17 protein-coding genes are annotated in these 19,810 nt (G+C 58.3%); 7 read left to right on the forward strand and 10 right to left on the reverse strand.

Annotated elements, in window-relative coordinates; all coding sequences use genetic code 11:
• Window positions 1-184 precede the first annotated feature (184 nt).
• On the forward strand, window positions 185-697 hold the full coding sequence (zur, locus tag ACTJJ1_RS18610) for a zinc uptake transcriptional repressor Zur (RefSeq protein ID WP_004948787.1): 513 nt from the start codon (window positions 185-187) through the stop codon (window positions 695-697).
• Window positions 698-811: 114 nt separating this feature from the next.
• Here zur and ACTJJ1_RS18615 read toward each other — a convergent pair whose 3' ends face one another.
• The 4 genes from ACTJJ1_RS18615 to ACTJJ1_RS18630 form a co-directional block, all read right to left on the reverse strand.
• On the reverse strand, window positions 812-1,021 hold the full coding sequence (locus tag ACTJJ1_RS18615; protein WP_004948789.1) for a CsbD family protein: 210 nt from the start codon (window positions 1,019-1,021) through the stop codon (window positions 812-814).
• Between the two features lie 319 nt (window positions 1,022-1,340).
• On the reverse strand, window positions 1,341-2,678 hold the full coding sequence (gene dinF / locus ACTJJ1_RS18620; RefSeq protein WP_440834792.1) for an MATE family efflux transporter DinF: 1,338 nt from the start codon (window positions 2,676-2,678) through the stop codon (window positions 1,341-1,343).
• Window positions 2,679-2,779: 101 nt separating this feature from the next.
• Window positions 2,780-3,388: a transcriptional repressor LexA gene (gene lexA, locus ACTJJ1_RS18625; RefSeq protein ID WP_004948794.1), complete on the reverse strand. Its 609-nt coding sequence runs from the start codon at window positions 3,386-3,388 to the stop codon at window positions 2,780-2,782.
• 118 nt (window positions 3,389-3,506) lie between these two features.
• On the reverse strand, window positions 3,507-3,875 hold the full coding sequence (locus tag ACTJJ1_RS18630) for a diacylglycerol kinase (RefSeq protein ID WP_004948796.1): 369 nt from the start codon (window positions 3,873-3,875) through the stop codon (window positions 3,507-3,509).
• 149 nt (window positions 3,876-4,024) lie between these two features.
• Here ACTJJ1_RS18630 and plsB point away from each other — a divergent pair, with 149 nt between their 5' ends.
• The gene (gene plsB, locus ACTJJ1_RS18635; RefSeq protein ID WP_440834795.1) at window positions 4,025-6,490 is read left to right on the forward strand and encodes a glycerol-3-phosphate 1-O-acyltransferase PlsB; all 2,466 of its coding nucleotides are present in this window, start codon (window positions 4,025-4,027) and stop codon (window positions 6,488-6,490) included.
• 61 nt (window positions 6,491-6,551) lie between these two features.
• Here plsB and ubiA read toward each other — a convergent pair whose 3' ends face one another.
• On the reverse strand, window positions 6,552-7,424 hold the full coding sequence (ubiA, locus tag ACTJJ1_RS18640; protein WP_006328357.1) for a 4-hydroxybenzoate octaprenyltransferase: 873 nt from the start codon (window positions 7,422-7,424) through the stop codon (window positions 6,552-6,554).
• Window positions 7,425-7,441: 17 nt separating this feature from the next.
• Entirely contained in the window at window positions 7,442-7,966 is a 525-nt protein-coding gene (ubiC, locus tag ACTJJ1_RS18645; RefSeq protein WP_006328360.1) for a chorismate lyase, read from the reverse strand.
• Between the two features lie 658 nt (window positions 7,967-8,624).
• Here ubiC and ACTJJ1_RS18650 point away from each other — a divergent pair.
• From ACTJJ1_RS18650 to ACTJJ1_RS18660, 3 genes are read left to right on the forward strand one after another with little or no spacing between them, the layout of a single operon-like run.
• On the forward strand, window positions 8,625-10,007 hold the full coding sequence (locus ACTJJ1_RS18650) for an MFS transporter (protein WP_440834797.1): 1,383 nt from the start codon (window positions 8,625-8,627) through the stop codon (window positions 10,005-10,007).
• Window positions 10,008-10,028: 21 nt separating this feature from the next.
• Window positions 10,029-11,030 (forward strand): LacI family DNA-binding transcriptional regulator, encoded by a 1,002-nt coding sequence (locus ACTJJ1_RS18655; RefSeq protein ID WP_122289386.1) that lies wholly within the window; start codon window positions 10,029-10,031, stop codon window positions 11,028-11,030.
• A gap of 22 nt (window positions 11,031-11,052) precedes the next feature.
• Window positions 11,053-12,036 carry a nucleoside hydrolase gene (locus ACTJJ1_RS18660; protein WP_440834800.1) on the forward strand — a complete coding sequence of 328 codons (984 nt, stop codon included), beginning with the start codon at window positions 11,053-11,055 and terminating at the stop codon, window positions 12,034-12,036.
• A gap of 55 nt (window positions 12,037-12,091) precedes the next feature.
• Here ACTJJ1_RS18660 and malM read toward each other — a convergent pair whose 3' ends face one another.
• From malM to ACTJJ1_RS18680, 4 genes are all read right to left on the reverse strand, one after another.
• On the reverse strand, window positions 12,092-12,994 hold the full coding sequence (malM, locus tag ACTJJ1_RS18665; RefSeq protein WP_004948814.1) for a maltose operon protein MalM: 903 nt from the start codon (window positions 12,992-12,994) through the stop codon (window positions 12,092-12,094).
• A 97-nt stretch (window positions 12,995-13,091) separates the two neighbouring features.
• Entirely contained in the window at window positions 13,092-14,384 is a 1,293-nt protein-coding gene (locus ACTJJ1_RS18670; protein WP_037431838.1) for a maltoporin, read from the reverse strand.
• Between the two features lie 32 nt (window positions 14,385-14,416).
• Window positions 14,417-15,526, reverse strand: coding sequence for a maltose/maltodextrin ABC transporter ATP-binding protein MalK (gene malK / locus ACTJJ1_RS18675; RefSeq protein WP_004948818.1), 1,110 nt, complete (start codon window positions 15,524-15,526; stop codon window positions 14,417-14,419).
• Entirely contained in the window at window positions 15,519-16,490 is a 972-nt protein-coding gene (locus tag ACTJJ1_RS18680; protein WP_440834803.1) for an alpha-amylase family glycosyl hydrolase, read from the reverse strand. Before ACTJJ1_RS18680 ends, malK begins: the two co-directional genes overlap by 8 nt.
• A 360-nt stretch (window positions 16,491-16,850) precedes the next feature.
• On the opposite strand from ACTJJ1_RS18680, the gene malE reads away from it, so the two are divergent.
• Window positions 16,851-18,044 (forward strand): maltose/maltodextrin ABC transporter substrate-binding protein MalE, encoded by a 1,194-nt coding sequence (malE, locus tag ACTJJ1_RS18685; RefSeq protein WP_004948823.1) that lies wholly within the window; start codon window positions 16,851-16,853, stop codon window positions 18,042-18,044.
• Window positions 18,045-18,230: 186 nt separating this feature from the next.
• The gene (gene malF / locus ACTJJ1_RS18690; RefSeq protein ID WP_440834805.1) at window positions 18,231-19,808 is read left to right on the forward strand and encodes a maltose ABC transporter permease MalF; all 1,578 of its coding nucleotides are present in this window, start codon (window positions 18,231-18,233) and stop codon (window positions 19,806-19,808) included.
• Window positions 19,809-19,810: the final 2 nt, after the last annotated feature.

Consider the following 19,810-nt stretch of genomic DNA (forward strand, 5'->3'; position numbering starts at 1 on the left):
AAGAAATCACGGCGCTTGCCCACCGCTCAGATGCCGGCATAGCGCGTGAAGGGTCACTCATTTTTCATCGCACCAGCCGTATCTCCGCATCAGGTTGCTCCTTCTCAGCGGAAAAGGGGGCGACTCTCGGCGATTGCGCTTAATCATGATAAAATCGGTTTTTTTACGTACCGGGATATTTGCCATGAACTCAAGCACCCAGGAAAAACTGCTGGCGCAGGCTGAACAACTCTGCCTGCAACGCAATGTGCGGCTGACACCGCAGCGGCTGGAAGTGTTACGCCTGATGGCACAACAACCCGGTGCCATCAGCGCTTATGACCTGCTGGATCTGCTGCGCGTGGCTGAACCGCAGGCGAAACCGCCAACGGTCTATCGCGCGCTGGATTTCTTGTTGGAACAAGGGTTTATTCATCGTGTGGAGTCGGCCAACAGCTACGTGCTGTGCCATCATTTCGAACAACCGATGCATACCTCCGCGCTGTTTATCTGCGATCGCTGTGCTCAGGTGACTGAACGCACCACCGAAGGGGTGGAGGAAACGCTGCAAAAACTGGCGAAAGAGTCGGGTTTTGTGCTGCGCCACAGCGTGGTGGAAGCACATGGCCTGTGTTCGGGCTGTGTTGAAGTGGAAGCCTGCGACAGCAAGCATGATTGCGGTGAGCACGATCACAGCATTGCCATCAAGAAGAAATAAATTAAGCGGGATTGGTCAGGCACTTCCCTGTACCTGTGGCCGTGGCGTTAAGGGGATCAAAACACCCGGCCGGCTACAGTCGATTACGGCCACCGTATGCTGTGGCCCTGCTCGCTACCAGCGATACTTGCTGTGGTCTTCCCAGGATTTCACTTCTTTCTCGGCCGCCTCTTTCTGGTAGCCATAGCGTTCCTGGATTTTACCGACAAGCTGTTCGCGTTTCCCTTCAATGACCGCCAAATCGTCATCGGTCAGCTTGCCCCATTGTTCCTTCACTTTCCCTTTAAACTGTTTCCAGTTACCGTCGGCTTGATCTTTGTTCATAGTCTCTCCGTTAACCTGTCGTAAATCAGTTTGATACTGTGCTGACCGGGCGTATAACCAAGCAATTTTTATGGTCTATTACCGCCAACCAAAGGGTTGCCACTCCTCCATTCATTTCGCCAGCCACATGATTAATTGTAGACGCAGATAACGACAACCAAACAAAAACCAGAATAAAAAGCCATAAAAAAACAATTAAACAGAAAAAGACACTAACAAACAAGGTACTACCCGACTGGAATGGCTCTTGGGAACATGTAAGCAAATATAAACAAAAAACATAAGAAAAATTACTCAATTATCTATAAAGCTCCCTGTCTTATTGCACCCTAAACCAGGTACCGCGCAGCCGGTGACGGTGCCAGAACCAGCCCAGCGCAATGCCCCTCAGCGACAGAAACACCGCCAGCGCCAGCCATAATCCGTGGTTGCCTAATACAGGTACGGTAAACAACGTCAGGCCGAAGCCGACGGCCGCCACCGCCATGCTGTTGCGCATTTCGGCACCGCGGGTCGCACCAATAAACATGCCGTCCAGCAGATAACACCACACACCGACCAACGGCAGCACCACCTGCCACGGCAGATAATGGCTCGCCAGCGTACGCAACTCGGGTAAAGAGGTTAATGCCGAGATGATTTGCTGCCCGGCAACGGCATACACCACCCCAAAAGCCAGTGCCACCAAACAAGCCTGGCGACAGGCGGCGCGCCATACCTTGCGCAGTTGGCTGTCGTCGCGAGCGCCATAGGCATGGCCGGAATGCGCCTCTACCGCGTAAGCAAAGCCGTCGAGCGCGTAGGCCGTGAAGGTCAGCAAATTCATCAGTACCGCGTTTACCGCCACCACGTCGCCGCCAAGCCGGGCACCGAAAATGGTCAGTGAGGCAAAACACGCTTGCAGCAGCAGTGAACGCAACATGATGTCGCGATTCAGCGCCAGCAGGCGCCGCAGATTACCGCGCCAGGCCTGGCGCAGCATCGGCGCGGAAATGCCTCGTATGCGCATCACCCGCCAGGCAAGCCATAGCCCCAGCAGCAGGGTGGCATATTCAGAGATGACGGTCGCCGTCGCCGCCCCTTGCACGTTCCAACCCAGCCCCATCACTAACCAGATATCCAGTACGATATTCAGCAGGTTGCCGATAATCAGCAAGATCACCGGTGCACGCACGTATTGCACGCCAAGCAGCCAGCCCAGGATCACCATGTTGGCCAACGCCGCCGGCGCACTTAGCCAGCGGATTTCGAGGAATAGCCGCGCTTGCTCCAGCACCGCGCCATCGCCACCCACGATCTGCAACGCCATATCGATCAACGGGTAACGCAGCAGCACAATCGCCACACCGGCCAACACCGCCAGCCACAACGGCTGCATAAAAGCGCGCGCCAACCCCTGAGGATCCTGTGCACCGAGCGCCTGTGCCGCCAGCCCGGTAGTGCTCATGCGAAGGAAGAGCAGCAACATAAACAGGAAGCTGGTAGCCATGGCACCAATAGCAACGCCACCCAGATAGGCGGGGCTATCCAGGTGGCCAATCACCGCAGTATCCACCAGCCCGAGCAGCGGAACGGTAATATTGGAAAAGATCATGGGTAACGCAAGGCGCCATAGGGCTTTATCAGTATCGCTGGTGAAGGCAGAAAGCAGGCGCATAGTGAAATGTTCCCGTGGCGGTAGGGTTTGAATGAATCAGAAATGACATCGCCCCAGAGCTGGGGCGATTTAAATCAGAGGACAACGTTCAGGCGCAGCGATTAAATCCAGTCGCCGTTGCGGATCACGCCGACCGCCAGACCTTCAATGGTGAAATTTTGCTGACGCAGGTCGACCACGATAGGCTGGAACTCGCTGTTTTCTGGCAGCAGTTCAACCACATTACCGTGTTTTTTCAGGCGTTTGACCGTAACTTCATCTTCAATACGCGCTACCACTACCTGGCCGTTCCGCACGTCCTGGGTTTTATGCACCGCCAGCAGATCGCCGTCGAGGATGCCGATATCACGCATCGACATACCGTTGACCCGCAGCAGGAAATCCGCGCTCGGTTTGAACAAAGAAGGATCCACCTTATAGTGCCCTTCGATATGCTGCTGCGCCAGCAGCGGTTCACCGGCGGCCACGCGGCCAATCAGCGGTAAACCTTCTTCATCTTCCATCAGCAGGCGAATGCCGCGTGAAGCGCCGGAGACGATCTCGATCACGCCCTTGCGCGCCAGCGCTTTCAGATGTTCTTCTGCAGCATTTGGCGAACGGAACCCCAGACGCATGGCGATCTCGGCGCGCGTTGGCGGCATGCCAGTTGACGAAATATGATCGCGAATCAGATCATAGACTTCTTGTTGTCTGGTAGTTAATGCTTTCATTCCGCCCCCTGTTTGTTTATACAGTCTTGCTGTGAGTATATACAGGTAAGCGCGGCTTGGGAACCGAAGAATGAATAAAAATCAGGGATTAGCGCCCCGCCGCAACGGAGCGTTCTACTCAGGCAAAGTGCTGCCACAGTACCGAACCCCAGACAAACAGCGCCAGTATGATCGTCAGCGTTACCGCCGCCGACCCCATATCTTTCGCCCGCCCGGAAAGCTCGTGGTGTTCCGTACCCACCCTATCGACAATGGCTTCAATCGCGCTGTTCAGCATCTCGACGATCACGACCAACAGCACCGATCCGATCAGTAAAATGCGCGCTATCGCACCCACATCCAGCCAGATCGCCAGTATGATAGCCAGCACGGTCGCCACCAGCTCCTGGCGGAATGCGGCTTCGTGCTGCCAGGCAGCAGAAAAGCCTTTATATGAGTAGCCGGCGGCTTTAATAATACGGGTCAGGCCGGTTGCTTGGTTTGCCATGTTTTTTAGTGCCTTTCACAGAGGTAAGTCATAATTATAGAGCTTGGGTCAGGAAACTCTCCCGGCTCACGGTTTTCCAACACCACAGATCTGCTACCCGGTTTCTGGTATGCTTGCGGCGCATTGCTAACAAGAGGCTTCACGTTGTTATGTCAGGTTGGCGTAAAATTTATTATAAATTATTGAATTTACCACTTAAATTGTTGGTAAGAAGTAAGGTTATCCCTTCAGATCCGGTCACGGAGTTAGGGTTGGATCCCTCACGGCCGATTTTGTATGTTTTACCTTATAATTCCAAGGCAGATTTACTGACGCTGCGCACCCAGTGCCTGGCGCAGGATTTGCCCGACCCCCTCAATCCGCTGGAGATAGACGGCACCGTACTGCCAAGCCACGTGTTTATTCACGACGGCCCGCGCGTGTTCCGCTACTACACACCGAAAGAAGAGTCGGTAAAACTGTTTCACGACTATCTGGATCTGCACCGCAGCAACCCGGATCTCGATATTCAGATGCTGCCGGTGTCGGTGATGTTTGGCCGTTCCCCAGGCCGCGAAGGCCACGGCACGCCGCATCTGCGCTTGCTGAACGGCGTCCAGAAATTCTTCGCCGTCCTGTGGCTGGGCCGCGACAGCTTCGTGCGTTTCTCCAACACCGTTTCGCTGCGCCGAATGGCAACCGAACACGGCACGGACAAAACTATCGCACAAAAACTGGCGCGCGTGGCGCGCATGCATTTCTCGCGTCAACGTCTGGCCGCCGTCGGCCCAAGCCTGCCGGCTCGTCAGGATCTGTTCAATAAGCTGCTGGCGTCCAAAGCGATCGAAAAAGCGGTCGAGGACGAAGCGCGCAGCAAGAAAATTTCCCATGAAAAGGCCCAGCAGAACGCCATTGCGCTGATGGAAGAGATCGCCGCCGACTTCTCGTACGAGACGGTGCGCCTTTCCGATCGCGTGCTGAGCTGGACCTGGAACCGGCTGTATCAGGGCATCAACGTCACCAATGCCGAGCGCGTGCGCCAGTTGGCGCAGGACGGCCACGAGATCGTTTATGTGCCGTGCCACCGCAGCCATATGGACTACCTGCTGCTGTCCTACGTGCTGTATCACCAGGGCCTGGTGCCGCCGCACATCGCCGCCGGCATCAACCTCAACTTCTGGCCGGCCGGGCCTATCTTCCGTCGCCTGGGCGCGTTCTTTATCCGCCGCACCTTCAAAGGCAACAAGCTGTATTCAACGGTGTTCCGCGAATACCTCGGCGAGCTGTTTACCCGCGGTTACTCGGTGGAATACTTCGTCGAAGGCGGCCGTTCCCGTACCGGGCGCCTGCTGGAACCGAAGACCGGCACCCTGTCGATGACCATCCAGGCAATGTTGCGCGGTGGCACTCGTCCTATCACGCTGGTCCCGATCTACATCGGTTACGAACACGTGATGGAAGTAGGTACTTACGCCAAAGAGCTGCGCGGTGCGACCAAGGAAAAAGAGAGCCTGTTGCAGATGCTGCGCGGCCTGCGCAAACTGCGTAATCTCGGCCAGGGTTACGTCAACTTCGGCGATCCGCTGCCGTTGACCGCCTACCTGAACCAGAACGTGCCGCAGTGGCGCGAATCGATTGACCCGATCGAAGCCCAACGTCCAAGCTGGCTGACGCCAACGGTCAACGACCTCGCGGCCAAGATCATGGTCCGCATCAACAACGCCGCCGCCGCCAATGCCATGAACCTGTGTTCCACGGCGCTGCTGGCCTCACGCCAGCGCTCGCTGACCCGCGAGCAGCTCCTTGAGCAGTTGGAGTGTTATCTGCAACTGATGCGCAACGTGCCTTACGCCAGCGACGTCACAGTGCCGACCCAAACGCCGGACGAGCTGCTGGATCACGCGCTGAACATGAACAAGTTCGAGGTGGAGAAGGATAACATCGGCGATATCATCATCCTGCCGCGCGAGCAGGCGGTGCTGATGACCTATTACCGCAACAATATCCACCATCTGTTGGTGCTGCCTTCGTTGATCGCCACCATAGTGATGCATCACCGCCGGGTGTCCCGCGCTGAACTGCTGCGGCAGATCGGCCTGATTTACCCGATGCTGAAGGCCGAACTGTTCCTGCACAACGACAAGGAACAACTGCCGGAAGTGCTGCGGCCGCTGATCGAGGAAATGATCCGCCAGCAGCTCATCTGCGACAAAGGCGAGGATCTGGTGCTTAACCCGGCGCGCATTCGCCCTCTGCAGTTGCTGGCAGCCGGCGTGCGCGAAACGTTGCAGCGCTATGCCATCACCATGTCTATCCTCAGCGCCAACCCGAGCATCAACCGCGGCGCGCTGGAGAAAGAGAGCCGCATCATGGCTCAGCGTCTTTCGGTACTGCATGGTATCAATGCGCCAGAGTTCTTCGACAAGGCGGTGTTCTCTACCCTGGTGGCGACGCTGCGTGAAGAAGGCTACATCAACGATGTCGGCGATGCCGTTCGTGAGCACACACTGGAGGTGTACAGCATGCTGAGCGATTTGATTACCCCGGAAATCAAGCTGACTATCGAGAGCGTCAGCATGCCGGCGGAAACCAGCGTGCAGCCGGAAACGGCGGCGACGGAAGAAAAAGCTGAATAATTGATTGATAATCAAAAACAAAAAGGCACCGTAGGGTGCCTTTTTTATTGCCGGAATACCGCTAGCCCTGCCAATAACTCAATGCGATACCGATAAACAACACCAGCCCGACATAGTTATTATCCAGAAACGCCTTGAAGCAGGCGTCGCGATCGCGGGTAGCGATTTGCTTTTGCTGATGAATAAACAAGGCACCCGCCAATAGCAACGACCAATAAAACGCCCCGCTCAGTTTGGCCAGATAGCCCACCCACAGCAGCAGCAGCAGCGTCGCGAACTGCAGCAGACCGACGATCAGTTTGTCGTAACGGCCAAACAGAATGGCGGTGGATTTGACGCCAATCTTCAGGTCATCGTCACGGTCCACCATCGCATACAGCGTATCGTAAGCCACCGTCCAGCAGATATTGGCCAGCAGCAGCAACCAGCAGCTCAACGGCAGTGCCTCGCTGACGGCGGCGTAGCCCATTGGGATGCCCCAACCGAACGCCGCTCCCAGCACGAACTGCGGCAGATTGGTGACCCGCTTCATAAACGGATAGATCCACGCCAGCGCCAGCGCCGCCAGCGACAGCCAGATGGTCATGGCGTTCAGCGTCAGCACCAGCCCAAACGAGACCAGCACCAGCACCACGAACAGGATCTTGGCCTCTTTCTCGCTCACCCGGCCGCTCGGCATTGGGCGCCCCGCGGTTCGCTTCACGTGGCCGTCAACGGCGCGATCGGCATAGTCATTCACCACGCAGCCGGCAGCACGCATCAGGAACACCCCAATCACGAACACCAGCAGGATAGACAGTGGCGGCACACCCTGCCCCGCAATCCACAGCGCCCACAGCGTTGGCCACAGCAGCAGCAGGCTGCCGATCGGTTTATCGAGGCGCATCAGATGGCCGTAAGCCCGCCATTTGCTTTGAGTCACGCTTCCCTCCAAGGTATTTCCTCTCCTCATCATGCGATTTCCGCGCTGCCCGCCGCGTACAACGGCGATGCCGGTAAAAACAGTTCTGTCAGCAATAAGGGCTTGCCCGCCAGCCGTAAACGGGAGCGGCGCGCCCATAACGCATCCTGCCGCCCCATATGAATGTAATCGCGAGTCAATTCACCGCTGCTGAACAGGTAGCGCCCCAGCGGGAGCGTGCCCAAATCCACCAGCGCCTGATCCGGGCCGGTCAAGGTCTCTTGCGGGATCACCGTGCGCCCCAGCAGCCAAGGCTGGTTATCGCCCAGCAGTATTATCTCTCGCAGCCAGTAACGCGGGCTATCCGGCAGGTGTTCGGCTTCTTCACCCAACTGGTCGCGGGTGACGAAACATTCGCGCTGCGGTTCAACGTGCACGCGCCCACAGTGGCGTTCAAAACGGCGGGTCATGGATCCTGGCTCCATCAGCCAGTCGCTGACGGCGGCGGGTACCGGGGGGTGTTGCGCAGATAACCACTCAAGCGGCGGCAGGATGGAATCCCTATTGCCAGACATTGTTCTACTCCAGGCCTGACGCCGCACCCTGCGGCCGCACCAGACCATACAAACTGTTAACAGAAATTCATTGTAACGCAGAAATCCAAAAGCGGCAGGCTGATTCGTGGCGCGGCGGGCAGCAAAATCGCCGCGGTAAAAACGCCGCAATGTCATCTTTCTGCCATCTGTTTTCTTTACCTTCACTCCCCGGAGCGGTGGAGATTCTGTGATCGCCTGCAAACTTTCACCTCTGCAGCATTGTTTTGTCTACGCGCGTAGATACCTTTGTCATGCAGCGTTGAATCGCCACCAGCTCGACACTTTTGTCAGCAAACCTTATTGCCGACATAAGGCTGTGCCCCGCAATAGGTCGTGGTGCCGTCGCAGTTCCAAAAGCCCGTAATCAAGGCGGAGGGTGCAGAACATAGTGGGCTACGTTCAAGCCCGACAACGCAGAGTACGGGCTTTTGGGGCGCGACCCGAAGGGCTGGGGCCATTTGAGCGCGCACCTGTGTTACGAGCCGCTTATTTGGCCCACCAAACCTCACGGCCCGCGCCTTGCTGCGCGCTCAAATGACCGCCAGCGGCGCTCACGAACTATTGCGGGACGCAGCCTCTGGAAACCATCTTTAACGGCGCCACTCATGGCGCATGACGAAAAGAGGACATCAATGCCATGAGCGAAACAACGCTTGCCCCCCCACAGGCCACCGGCGATACGCTGGCAGCCGATGAACGCCTGGCCACCAAAGAAGGACGCAGTCAATTCTGGCGCGCCACCTTCTCATGCTGGCTCGGGACCGCCATGGAGTATGTCGATTTCGCCCTGTATGGCCTGGCGGCCGGCATGGTGTTCGGCGACGTGTTTTTCCCCGAAGCCACCCCAATGGTGGCGCTGCTGGCCAGTTTCGCCACCTACTCGGTCGGTTTTATCGCCCGCCCTATCGGCGCTTTGGTTTTCGGCTGGATTGGCGATCGCAAAGGCCGCCGCGTAGTGCTGATCACCACCGTGGCGCTGATGGGCGTCTCCACCACGCTGATCGGGCTGATCCCCTCCTACGCGCAAATCGGCATCTGGGCGCCAACCTGCCTGGTGATCCTGCGTTTTGCCCAAGGGTTCGGCGCCGGGGCGGAGCTTTCCGGCGGAGCGGTGATGCTGGCGGAATACGCACCGGCCAAACGGCGCGGGCTGGTCGCCTCGATCATCGCTATCGGCTCCAACAGCGGTACCTTACTGGCCTCGCTGGTCTGGTTGCTGGTTTTGCAGTTGGATAAAGCCGATCTGATCGCCTGGGGCTGGCGCATTCCGTTCCTTGCCAGCATTCTGATCGCCGGGGGCGCGCTCTACCTGCGCCGACACGTGCGCGAAACGCCGGTATTTGAACGCGAGCTACAGCAAAACCACCAACGCATCCTGGACGCTTCCACCGCCGCGCCGGATGACCGCAGCTATCTGCAGCGCACCAAAGCCTTCTGGGTGATGCTCGGCCTGCGCATCGGCGAAAACGGCCCCTCTTACCTGTGCCAGGGCTTTATCGTGGGTTATGTCGCCAAGGTGCTGATGGTGGATAAGTCGGTGCCGGCATTGGCGGTGATGATCGCCTCACTGTGCGGCTTCCTGGTAATCCCGCTGGCCGGTTGGCTTTCCGATCGCTTCGGCCGCCGCATCACCTACCGCTGCTTCTGCCTGCTGCTGGTGCTGTACGCCTTCCCGGCTTTCTGGCTGCTCGACAGCCGCGATCCGGCGACGGTGATTTCGGTGATTGTCGTCGGCATGTGCATTGCGTCGCTGGGGATTTTTGGCGTGCAGGCCGCTTACGGGGTGGAGCTGTTCGGCGTCAAAAATCGCTACTCAAAAATGGCGTTCGCCAAGGAGCTTGGCTCGATCCTCTCCGGCGGCACCGCGCCGCTGATCGCCACCGCGCTGCTGTCCGGCTTCGGTCACTGGTGGCCTGTCGCCTGCTATTTTGTTGTAATGGCGGCCATTGGCTTAATCACTACCTTCTTTGCACCGGAAACCCGCGGCCGCGATCTCAACCTGCCGCAGGATGCGGTGTAACCAGGGGCACAGGAACCCAACTTGGATAATCAACCCGCGCGGCGCATCACCCGCGCCGACGTTGCCCGCGTGGCGGGCACGTCGGTCGCCGTAGTCAGCTACGTGATCAACAAGGGTCCGCGCCCGGTCGCAGAAGCCACTCGCTTGCGGGTGCTGGCGGCAATCGAGCAGACCGGTTATCGGCCAAACGACATCGCCCGGGCGCTGGCCTCGGGCAGTACGCAGACCTACGGTTTGGTCGTGCCCGACATCTCCAACCCGTTTTTTGCCATGTTGGCGCGGGCGCTGCAGCGTGAGGCATTCAGCCACGGCCGCGTGTTGCTGTTGGGCGACGCCGGTGATGACCGCCAGCGCGAGTACGAATTAATTAACCATCTGCTAAACCGTCAGGTCGACGGCCTGCTGTACACCAGCGTCGACCGCCACCCGTGGTTCGAGCTGATCCGCTCTTCCCGCACGCCGTGCGTGATGATCGACACCATCGACAACCATGCCGGTATCTGCGCCATTCGCGTCGACGAACGTGATGCCGCCCGCCAGGCAACCCGCCACCTGCTACAGCACGGCTACCTGGAGATCGGCATTTTTGTTGGCCCGCTGACCATGCTTAACGCACAAGATCGCCTGAACGGCTGGCGCGATGCTCTGTGCGAAGCGGGCATTACACCGCGCGAAGAGTGGATTTTTGAAGCGCCCTATACCCGCCAGGGTGGGTTCCAGGCCACGCAGAAAATGGTTCAAGGTCCCCGCCCTCGGGCGATATTTACCTCCAACGAACAGCAGGCGCTCGGCTGCCTCTCCGCGCTGGCGGAACATCGCCTGCATGTGCCGGACGATCTGGCTATCATTTGTTTTAACGGCACGCAGCAATCCGAGTTCAGCGTACCGCCGCTCAGCGCAGTCGAACAGCCGATTGACGCCATGGCCAGGCAGGCCATCGCCATGCTGGCCGCCGGTGCCGCGCAGCCGGAGCTGCACGAGTTCGCCTTCCAGTTGCATATCCGCCGTTCATGCGGCTGTTAGTTTTTTTATTCAGGTAACCGTTATGCGTTTGATTATTGATTGCGATCCCGGCAACGGCGTTCCCGGCGCCAACGTGGACGACGGGCTGGCGCTGGCATTGGCGCTGGCGGCCAGACCGCAAATCTCGCTGGAGTTGATCAGCATCGTAGCGGGCAATACGCCGCGCGACGTCGGCTTTGCCGTGGCCAACCACCTGCTGCTGCAAACCGGCTACCAGGTGCCGGTCGTGGCCGGAGCCGCCTGCGCATTGATCGAACCGCCGGAACCCTGGCGCGCCCACCTTGACCGGGCGATTACCCGGCAGGATTTGGCCGCCCTGTGGCATAACGTCCCTTACCCGCACACGGCGGCGATCGTCACGCCAAACGCCGCCGTGGCCCTCGGCGAACTGATCTGCAATAACCCGGGTGAAATCACGCTGGCGGCGATAGGCCCGCTGACCAATGTCGCCCATGCTCTGCAGCTCTACCCGCAGATGGCGCAGGCGGTGAAGGAAATCGTGATTATGGGCGGGGTATTCAACGTGGAGGGTTACCTCAAGGACACCAATTTCGGTCTCGATCCTGAAGCCGCCCGACAGGTGCTGACCAGCGGCGCCAACATCACGCTTGCGCCTCTGGACGTCACTACGCAAACCATGCTCACCCAGGCGAGTCTGGCGCGCATGACGCAGCCGGATACGCCGCTGTGCCGCTATCTGCGGGCCACTACCCAACCCTGGATCCATTACTCGCGCCAGACCCGCCACCTGCCGGGTTGCTGGATCCACGATGCGTTGGTGATTGCCTGGCTGCTTGAGCCGCAGTTGGTGACCACCGCGGAGTATTATGTGGATGTAGCATTGGAAGGCGCCATGACGCGCGGCAGCTCTCGCCGCTGGCGACCGGACGGCCTGCGGTTGACGGTCGGCATGCCGGAGCCGCAGGGCAAACCGATACGGGTGATGGAGCAGGTAGATAACGCCCGTCTGCTGGCGCTGATTGGCGAAACGCTGGCCCGCGCATGAAAAAAGGTGCGCCGAGGCGCACCAATCATCGAGCCAGCATCGGCAGCGTCGGGTACTACCCCTTGCCTTTCACGCTGCCAATAAACGTTTCACGCGCTGTGGTGGAACCCAGTCTTTCAGCCTCATTCATCAGTTTCAGCGCTTTATCGATATCGCCCGCCTTCACCGCCTGCCTGATGCTGTTATTGAAGTAGCTTTCGGTGTCGTTCAGCATCGGCTCCGAAGGCTTGGCCGGCGCCGCGGCAGGTGCCACCGTGGCCGGCGCGGTTGACCCCACCACCACCGGTGCAGCGGCCGGCGCCGGTTGCAGCATACCGATCATCACGTTGCCGGAACCCTGTTCAGCGGTCACCTTCAGCTTGAGCGTCCCGCCGGTGCTGTGGCTGGCGATCGGGTCCGGGATATCCGGCACCGCGTTACCCACGCCGGCGGCATAGGCCTTGGCCGGGTTGGTCAACTGGGTGGTTTTGGCCAGATCCTGGCGGGTGGTGTACACCAACATGTAAATCTGTTTTTGACCGAGCGCCGGGGTCAGCTTCAGCGTGCCCTCGAGGCGATCGGAGGACATCGCCCCCGGCGGCTGATACGGGAAGTAGCTGCTCGGGTAATAAGCCGCCGGGCGCAGATGCTCATCCAGCACCAACACGCTTGGCGCGTAAATCGAATTATTCTTGCTGATGCTGCTCAGCGTAACTTCCAGCGAACCGCGATCGGCCGGCAGCGTATAGGCGGCAATGGCGCCCTGAATATCGCCCTGATTGAGTTGCGGGCTGACGTTATCCAGTTTCACTTCCTGGCTGACCGGCGGCACCAGCGGTTGCCATGGCAGGCTTTGCAGCGTGGCGGCGCTGATGGCCGGGGCAACAGAAACATTGGCCGGCGTATCGGCATTGGCCGCCAATGGCGCACCAAGGCTCAGCGCCAGTGACAAGCAGAGTGACAGCAGATTCTTTTTCATTGTTATACCCTCTATCAGCGCCGATGCAGGTCAGGCAAGAGAGCCGGCGTCGGCGAATACATGTTGGGGAGAGCACAAGGCTCTCCCCGTCCTGTCATTACCACCAGATTTCCATCTGGGCGCCGAAGGTGACTTCATCGTCATTGCCGCGGCTGAAGGTGTGTACGCTGGTGTCGTTATAAGCGGTACCCGAGGTGTAACCGGCGCCGGAATCGCTGTTGGCGTAGCCCCATTTCTCATCCCACTTGGCGTAGGTGGCGAATACGCGGATAGCCGGACGTGACCAGATGCTGTTGCCCGCCTGCCACTGTTGCGCCAGGGTGACTTTGTATTGGCCGTTGCGATCGCCGGTGCGCTGGGATTTCACGTTGTCGTAACCGGCTTCCAGCAAGGTGCTCATGATTGGCGTCCATTTGTACATCGGGCGCACGCCCACGGTGTACCAGGTGGTGCCGTTGTTGTTGTCGCGATCGATATCCTGGAACATGCCGACGTACATCAGCGCCCATTTATCGTTGAAGTCGATGGCGCCATGATCCAGCACGCGGATCAACTTGCCGTTATTGTCGATGGTGGCGCCCTGATTGCGGCCGTTGTTTTGCGAAGTCATCGAGTCGGTGGCGTATTGCAGCACGAACTTGTTGTAGCCGCTCAGGATGCTCTGGGTATGTTCCGCAGTGAACATCCAGCCGTCTTTGCTGGCGCCATCAGCCAGGCTGTAACCGTCCTGCACATTGGCTCGACCGTAGTCCACGCCGAGTTCCAGCGTGCCGCCCGGGTTCAGCTCCAGACCGGCCAGGCGCACGTCGAAGGTATCGTTGACGGTTGGGCGTTGATCCCACTCATTATCCAGGTAGCCGTAGGAGCCACCGGATTCGGAGTTGCGGGTCACGGCGGCAGACAGCTTGCCGAAGCCCAGATCGATGTTTTCCAGACCGGCGCCCGGGCCAGAGATATCCCAGTAGTAGAAGTCGATCATATGAACATCATGACGCTGATAGAAGCGCTTACCGGCCCACATGGTGGAACCAGGCAGCCATTCGATCAGGTTTTTACCCTGCACGTTCACTTCACGGAAGCCCGGAGTCACGTCTTCCCAGTCGGAACGTTGTGAAACGGAATAAGCCAGGTTGGTATCGAAGTAGAAGCTTTTATCCCCTTCTTTCCACACTTCCTGACCCAGCTTCAATTCAGCGTAGGTTTCACATTCGTTACCGAGACGGTATTTGCTCGAGGCGCCGGTGGCCTGGAAGCACTGTTGCTCACCGCCGCTGCCGGTCCAGCCGATGCCGGAACGTGCATAGCCTTTAAAATCAACGGCCATTGCCTGGGTGGTCAGCACACCTGCGGCGATTGCCAGTGCCAGAGGAAGTTTGCGCAGAGTAGTCATCATTATTCTCCTGTTATACAGACTGTGATGCTTTAAACGCCCGGCTCCTGGTGCAGCCGTTTACATGCCGTACCGTCTTCACGGAACAGATGGCAGCGGTGAGGCGGCAGGCCTATAGCGAATGTTGCACCTTCTTCTACCAGCACCACGTCGTTCTGGCGGTAAACCAGGTTCTGACGAATTGCCGGGATTTGGATGTGGATTTGCGTCTCGTTACCGAGTTGCTCCACCACCTGTACGTCCCCTGAAAGCTGAACTTCAGAGGCATTGCTGGGCAGCAGATGTTCCGGGCGGATGCCCAGAGACATGTTCGCGCCGGCCTGAACCTGCGTACCTTCCACCGGCAGCCATACCAGCTGGCGGTTAGGCAGTTCGACCTGCACCTGTTGCGGCTCTGCGGCGGTCACTTTGACCGGCAGGAAATTCATTTTTGGCGAGCCGATAAAACCGGCGACAAAGCGGTTGGCCGGATAGTGATACAGCTCCAGCGGCTTGCCGACCTGGGCAACTCGCCCGGCGTCCAGCACCACGATCTTGTCGGCCAGCGTCATCGCTTCCACCTGATCGTGAGTGACGTAAATCATGGTGCGCTGCAGGCGTTTATGCAGGCGGGAAATCTCGATGCGCATCTGCACCCGCAGCGCGGCGTCGAGGTTCGACAGCGGCTCGTCGAGCAGGAACACATCGGGTTCCGCCACCAGCGTACGGCCGATCGCTACCCGCTGACGCTGCCCGCCGGACAGCGCTTTGGGGCGCCTGTCGAGCAAGTGAGCCAGTTGCAACACTTCCGACACCTGATTCACCCGCTGGCTGATCTCCGCTTTCTTGGCGCCCGCCAGCTTCAGACCGAACGACATGTTGTCGGCGACGGACAGATGCGGGTACAGGGCATAAGACTGGAACACCATGCCGATGCCGCGCTCAGACGGCGGCACTTCATTCATGCGTTTATCGCCGATCAGCAGGTCACCGGAGGTAATGTCCTCCAGCCCGGCGATCATGCGCAGCAGCGTCGATTTGCCGCAGCCCGATGGCCCGACAAACACCACAAACTCACCGTCATCGATGGTCAGATTGACGTCTTTGGAAATCACAGCTTCGCCGAAGGCCTTATAAACGCTGCGCAGTGTGACGCTAGCCATGCGTTACTCCCCTGCTTTCGCAGTTAACATTTCGTGTAAAAATGGCGGACGCAAAACCCGCCAAAACCCATTGATGACCCTCTTGCTGCGCGCCGTGCTGCCATGCCAGTGGCAAGGTCGCCTCAGACGGCGCGGCCGCCTGAGTATAAGGCTGCAGATTAATCAGCGCTTCAAGGCATTGATCCTGATGGGTAATAAGTAAACGAATCACACCGTTCTTTTGGCTGACTGCGCTCAGCTCACCGCGCTGGATCACCGGCAAGCGACGCAGCGCCAAAAGCGACTGGCAGTAACGTAAAGTGGATTGGCTGTCATGCTGTTGACGACTAATCGCCAGTGCGCGGTGCTCTATCGCTACCTGCTGATACCAATGGATCTCACCGGCAGTCACCTGTTCCGGCGCCTCGTGCCACGGCATCGGCGTTTGCGCGCCAAGCGGATCCTGCAGGCCGGCGGCGTGCGGCAGGCCAAGTTCCTCGCCCTGATACAAGCAGACAGGCGCAGGCAACATCGCCAGCAGCGTCAAAAACGCATCGGCGGAGCGTAAATTCCCCTGTCCCCAATGGCTGACCACCCGTGGCTGGTCGGCATCGCCGGTGCTCCACAGGCTGTCCGCCAGCGTGGCGCGGCGAGCATGCAATACCTCAACCAGCCGCTCGATGCTGAAGGGCATGACCTCCAGCGCCAACGGGCTGCGGACGTAATGCTGCCGGGCGACAGAGTGCCGGACAGGGCTTTGCCCGTCGCAGTACCACAACCCCAGCCCCTGAGCGGCGACCGCAGCCGCGGCTTGCGCCGACAGCTCATACGGCAATACCAGCCCATCGATCGACAGCGTATTCAGATAAGGCAGCGCCGAAACCATGCCGTGTACGTCACCCACGCCGTCCCCGTTTCCATCACGGAAACTGACCGGATGGATCCGGTACAAGGTGGGTTGAGCGACGGTAGGCATTAGCGACATAAATCCGGTTCCCTGCTGCACGTGACGATGGAAAATCAATGTGGCCGATAGTGCGGGAATCCCCACAGGGGGTAATCATCCGTAACAAGATTTTTCATGGGGGAGGAGATGGGAGGATGAGAGAACGACCGTCGCGGCGAGAAGTTCAACGCTAAAAGCAAATCTGTGATCCGTTTGGCAAAAATCGTCACCCTATTTTGTGTCTTCCCCCACAGAATAGGGCGCAACGTTAACTGGATCACACTCCGCAGGCGTGGGGCGTAGAGGGGGGGAGGATGAGAATGTGTCGCTTTGTGACCCACTATTACTGCGAAACCTCTCTCCTTGATTTACGTGCCCACAAAAAAGAAGGATTGGATTATGACTCGCAGCTTTACCACCGCCCGTACGCTGGTGCTTTCCGCTCTGACCACCTTGGTGCTTTCCTCTTCCGCCTTCGCCAAGATCGAGGAAGGGAAACTGGTTATCTGGATCAACGGCGATAAAGGCTATAACGGCCTGGCCGAAGTCGGCAAAAAGTTTGAGAAAGACACCGGCATCAAAGTCACCATTGAGCACCCGGACAAACTGGAAGAAAAATATCCGCAGGTAGCCGCCACCGGCGACGGCCCGGATATCATCTTCTGGGCTCATGACCGCTTTGGCGGCTACGCGCAGTCCGGCCTGCTGGCCGAGATCCACCCTTCCAAAGCCTTCCAGGACAAGCTGTTCCCGTTCACCTGGGACGCGGTGCGTTATGACGGCAAGCTGATTGGCTACCCGATCGCGGTAGAAGCGCTGTCGCTGATTTATAACAAAGATCTGATCAAAGACGCGCCTAAAACCTGGGAAGAGATCCCGGCGCTGGACAAAGAGCTGCGCGCCAAAGGCAAGAGCGCCATCATGTGGAACCTGCAAGAACCCTACTTCACCTGGCCGATTATTGCCGCCGACGGCGGTTATGCCTTCAAGTATGAGAACGGCAAGTACAACATCAAGGATGTCGGCGTCGCCAACGCCGGTTCGCAGGCCGGCCTGCAGTTCATCGTCGATCTGGTGAAAAACAAACACATCAATGCCGACACCGATTACTCGATTGCCGAAGCGGCGTTCAACAAAGGCCAGACCGCAATGACCATTAACGGTCCTTGGGCGTGGGCAAACATCGAGCAAAGCAAAATCAATTACGGCGTAACCCTGCTGCCGACCTTCAAAGGCAAGGCGTCCAAACCCTTCGTCGGCGTGCTGACCGCCGGGATCAACGCCGCCAGCCCGAACAAAGAGCTGGCGACCGAATTCCTGGAAAACTACCTGCTGACCAACGAAGGCTTGGCGGACGTCAATAAAGACAAACCGCTGGGTGCCGTGGCGCTGAAGTCATATCAGGAACAACTGGCGAAAGATCCGAAGATTGCCGCCACCATGGCAAACTCGCAAACCGGCGAAATCATGCCGAATATCCCGCAGATGAGCGCCTTCTGGTACGCCGAACGCAGTGCGGTGATCAACGCCGTCAGCGGCCGCCAGACGGTGAAAGCCGCGCTGGACGACGTGAAAACCCGTATTACCAAGTAACAAACGACGCTGTGCGGGATTAGCATCCCCAAAATAATTGGAGTTACACCGCGACGGCAAGTACGCACATCCCCGGGAGCATAGATAGCTATGTGACCGGGGTGAGCGGACGCAGCCCACAAAGGTGTAACTTCAAGTATGAAGGGGAGAAGCGCCCCGCTGTTGATCTACAGAAAGGAACGCCCTATGCAATTAGCTCACGCCGGGTCGCCTGCGCGCAAGAAGTCGAAGTGGTGGCAGAGTGACGTACTGAAATGGCTGGTGATCGGCCTGTTCAGTCTGGTTACCTGCTACCTGATTGTGTTGATGTATGCACAGGGTGAATACCTGTTTGCCATTCTGACGCTGATTCTGGTCAGTGCCGGGCTTTACGTCTTCGCCAACCGCCGCGCTTACGCCTGGCGCTACGTCTATCCGGGCATCGCCGGCATGGGGCTGTTTGTCCTGTTTCCGCTGATTTGCACCATCGCCATCGCCTTTACCAACTACAGCAGCACCAACCAGCTCACCTTTGAGCGCGCCCAGTCGGTTCTGATGCAACGTCAGTTCCAGACCGGCAAGACCTTTACCTTCGGCCTGTATCCGGCGGAAAACCAACAATGGCGTCTGCAGTTAACCCACCCTGACAGCGGCCAACAGCTGATTTCCGGGCCGTTCAGCTTTAACGCCAACGCGCCGCAAACGCTGAAACTGACGGCGGAAAACGCCGAGCCGACAGGCGAACGCGCCACACTGCGGGTGATTACTCAGAACCGCCAGGCCCTGAGCCAACTGGTAGCGCAGTTACCGGAAGGCGGCGAGCTGCGCATGAGTTCACTGCGCCAGTTTTCCGGCACCTCTCCGCTGTACCTGCTGGATAAAGACAGCAAGGTGCTGACCGACCAACAGACCCATATTCAATACCGGCCGAACCCGGACATTGGTTTCTATCAGGCACTGACTGCCGACGGCAACTGGGCCAAAGAAACCCTTAGCCCGGGATATACCGTCACCATCGGCTGGAAAAACTTCCTGCGCGTTTTGCAGGATGAAGGCATCAAAAAACCCTTTGTGTCGATCTTTATCTGGACCATCGTGTTCTCGGTGATGACCGTGATCCTCACCGTGGCCGTGGGCATGGTGCTGGCCTGCGTGGTGCAGTGGGAAGCGCTGAAAGGCAAAGCGGTGTACCGCGTCATGCTGATACTGCCCTACGCGGTGCCGTCGTTTATTTCGATTCTGATTTTCAAGGGGTTGTTTAACCAAAGCTTCGGTGAAATCAACATGATGCTCAGCCACCTGTTCGGCATCAAGCCGGCCTGGTTCAGCGATCCTATTACCGCCAAAAGCATGATTCTGATCGTCAACACCTGGCTGGGTTATCCGTACATGATGATCCTGTGCATGGGGCTGTTGAAAGCGATCCCCGACGATCTGTACGAAGCCTCGGCAATGGACGGCGCCACCCCGATGCAGAACTTTTTCCGCATCACTCTCCCGCTGTTGATCAAGCCGCTGACGCCGCTGATGATTGCCAGTTTCGCCTTTAACTTTAACAACTTCGTCTTGATTCAGCTGTTGACCAACGGCGGGCCGGACATGATCGGTACTACCACGCCGGCCGGTTATACCGACCTGCTGGTCAGCTACACCTACCGCATCGCCTTTGAAGGCGGCGGCGGGCAGGACTTTGGTCTGGCGGCCGCGATTGCCACGCTGATCTTCCTGCTGGTAGGTGCCCTGGCGATCCTGAACCTTAAAGCCAGCAAGATGAACTTCGACTAGGG

This window comes from Serratia sp. 22264 (genome assembly GCF_052045345.1).
GTDB classification, from domain to species: domain Bacteria; phylum Pseudomonadota; class Gammaproteobacteria; order Enterobacterales; family Enterobacteriaceae; genus Serratia; species Serratia plymuthica.